This is a genomic window from Microbacterium sp. Bi128 (genome assembly GCF_918698205.1).
In genome coordinates this window covers 1-2713 of the sequence record NZ_CAKKMM010000665.1, presented here as the reverse complement: position 1 = coordinate 2713, position 2713 = coordinate 1, and the positions used below count along the sequence as shown (strand labels likewise).

General features: G+C 67.0%; 3 protein-coding genes. All 3 read left to right on the top strand.

The window, feature by feature from the left end; genetic code table 11:
* Nucleotides 1–1401 (top strand): circularly permuted type 2 ATP-grasp protein (locus LQV45_RS24540; RefSeq protein ID WP_230009218.1); only part of this gene is annotated, 1401 nt, incomplete at its 5' end.
* Nucleotides 1394–2320 (top strand): alpha-E domain-containing protein, encoded by a 927-nt coding sequence (locus LQV45_RS24535; RefSeq protein WP_230009217.1) that lies wholly within the window; start codon nucleotides 1394–1396, stop codon nucleotides 2318–2320. The genes LQV45_RS24540 and LQV45_RS24535, both read left to right, overlap by 8 nt.
* Nucleotides 2317–2713: transglutaminase N-terminal domain-containing protein (locus tag LQV45_RS24530; protein WP_290370308.1), on the top strand; the 397-nt coding region annotated here is incomplete at its 3' end. The genes LQV45_RS24535 and LQV45_RS24530, both read left to right, overlap by 4 nt.

Here is a 2713-nt window from a genome sequence, read left to right as displayed (position 1 = left end):
GCGGGTGAGGAACGGCCCTTCCCCCTGGACATCGTCCCCCGCGTGATCCCCGCCGATGAGTGGAGCGTCCTGGAACGCGGTGTGGCCCAGCGCGTCCGCGCCCTTGAAGCCTTCCTCAATGACGTCTACGACAAGATGACCGTGGTGTCCGACGGCGTCATCCCGCGCCAGCTCGTCACGACGAGCGCGCACTTCCACCGCCAGGTGCACGGCTTTGAGCCGGCCGGCGGCGTCCGGGTCCACATTTCCGGAATCGACGTCGTCGGCGACGCCGAGGGCACGTTCCGGGTCCTGGAGGACAATGTGCGCGTACCCTCGGGCGTCAGCTACGTCCTCGAGAACCGCCGGGCCATGGCCAAGGGCCTGCCCGAGGCTTTCGGCCAGCAGCTCATCCGCCCGGTCGAGGAGTACCCCCGCCGGCTCCTGTCCGCCCTGCGGAAGACGGCGCCCTCCGGCGTCGACGATCCCACCGTGGTGGTCCTGACCCCCGGCGTGTTCAACAGCGCCTACTTCGAGCACACCCTTCTCGCCGGACTCATGGGTGTCGAACTCGTCGAGGGCCGCGACCTCATCTGCCGCGGCAACCGGGTCTACATGCGCACCACCGCGGGCGAGCAGCGCGTAGACGTCATCTACAAACGCATCGACGACGAATTCCTGGACCCGCTGCAGTTCCGTGCCGACTCCATGCTCGGCTGCCCCGGCCTGGTCAACGCCGCCCGCGCCGGCGGCGTCACGATCGCCAACGCCGTGGGCAACGGCGTCGCCGATGACAAGCTGGTCTACAGCTACGTGCCCGACCTCATCCGGTACTACCTCAACGAGGAGCCCGTGATCGCCAACGTGGACACGTTCCGGCTCGAAGAGAAGGAGGCCCGGGAACACGTCCTGGACCGCCTGGACGAGCTCGTGGTCAAACCGGTGGACGGCTCGGGCGGCAAGGGCCTCGTGATCGGCCCGGACGCGTCCAGGGACGAACTCGACGCCCTGCGCAAGCGGATCATCGCCGACCCCCGCGGATGGATCGCCCAGCCGGTCCTGCAGCTGTCCACGGTGCCGACGCTCAGCGGCGACAAGTTCGGCCCCCGGCACGTGGACCTGCGCCCCTTCGCCGTCAACGACGGCGAGGACGTCTGGGTTCTCCCCGGCGGACTGACCCGGGTGGCGCTCAAGGAGGGATCGCTGATCGTCAATTCCAGCCAGGGCGGCGGTTCCAAGGACACGTGGGTCCTGGCCGATTCCCCGCAGGTCCCCGTCGAAGTGATCCCACGGCCCACCATCGCAGTCCGCGAGCGGGTTTCGGTCTGGCCGGTGGAGAGCAACTGGCGCGACAGCCAGAAAGAGCAGCAACAGCAGCAGCAGCAGATTTCTGACGCGCAGGAGGTAACCGCGAATGCTTAGCCGTATTGCCGAGTCACTGTTTTGGATCGGCCGCTACGTGGAACGGGCCGACGGCACCGCCCGGATCCTCGACGTCCACCTCGAACTGCTCAACCATCTTCCCATGGAGGAACAGCGCAGCGTGGCGCAGGAACTCCTCGCCGTCATGGGTGCCCGCGCACAAAGCGACGATTTCGGCCTGCCCGAACTGCTCAACGCCCTCGCCTACGACAAGCAGAGTGCCACCTCCATTGCCGGTTCCCTCGGTGCTGCACGGGAAAACGCCCGCCGAGCCCGCGAGACCGTCTCCTCCGGGCTCTGGGAAAGCCTCAACACGACCTACTACGGGCTCAACCAGCACCGCAAGGACGTGGTGGGCACCTACCGGTTCTGCAACTGGGTCCTGGAGCGCACCGCCATGGTCAGCGGCCTCGCCGACACCACCGTCAGCCACGACGAGAGCTGGCAGTTCCTGGTCCTGGGCCGGTCGCTGGAGCGTGCGGACATGACCGCGCGCATGCTCTCCACCCGAGATGTCCTCTCGGCCGGCATGTCCTGGGTGAACATGCTCCGCTGCGCCGGGGCCTACGAATCCTTCCTGCGGACCCGCCGGGCTGCGTTCGGGGACCAGCACGCGGCCGAATTCCTGCTGCTGGACCGGCTGTTCCCGCGGTCCATCGTCTACGCGCTGCGCGACGCCGACGAGTGCCTGGCGAAGCTCGACCCCTCGGCCCAGCGCGTCGGCTTCATCAACGACGCCCGCCGGATCGTCGGGCAGGCCCGCACCTTCCTGGAGTTCCACCGCACCGATGACCTCATGTCGGAGCTGCCGGAGCACATGGAGCGTGTGCAAAAGGCCGTGTCGCAGGCCTCGGACGCCATTTCCCGTAAGTACTTCAATCAGGCAGACGAACTGGCCTGGGTGGGAGAAGTTTCATGACCCGGCTGAACATCGTTCACAAGACGGCCTACAAGTACAACAAACGCGTGACCCTGTCCTACAACGAGGCCCGGATGACCCCGCTGACGGACCCGCAGCAGGTGGTACTTGAGTCCTCCATGAAGGTTTCGCCCTCACAGGCGGCCCTGAGCAGCTACCGCGACTACTGGGGCACCCGGGTGACCGCCTTCGACATGCAGATGCCGCACGAGCACCTCGAGGTGCTGTCCACCACCACCGTCGAGGTGCACCGGGTCGAGAAGATCGCAACCGAGGCCGACATCGTCGGCTGGGACGTCCTGGCCGCACCGGAAACCCTGAACCAGTTCAGCGACTGGATTCCCCAGTCCCAGCTGACAGGTCCCGGCTCCGAGGTGCTCGGCATCATTCCCG

Coding starts and splice junctions, on each gene's coding strand:
- LQV45_RS24535 (WP_230009217.1), top strand. CDS start 1,394: ATGCTTAGCCGTATTGCCGAGTCACTGTTTTGGATCGGCCGCTACGTG.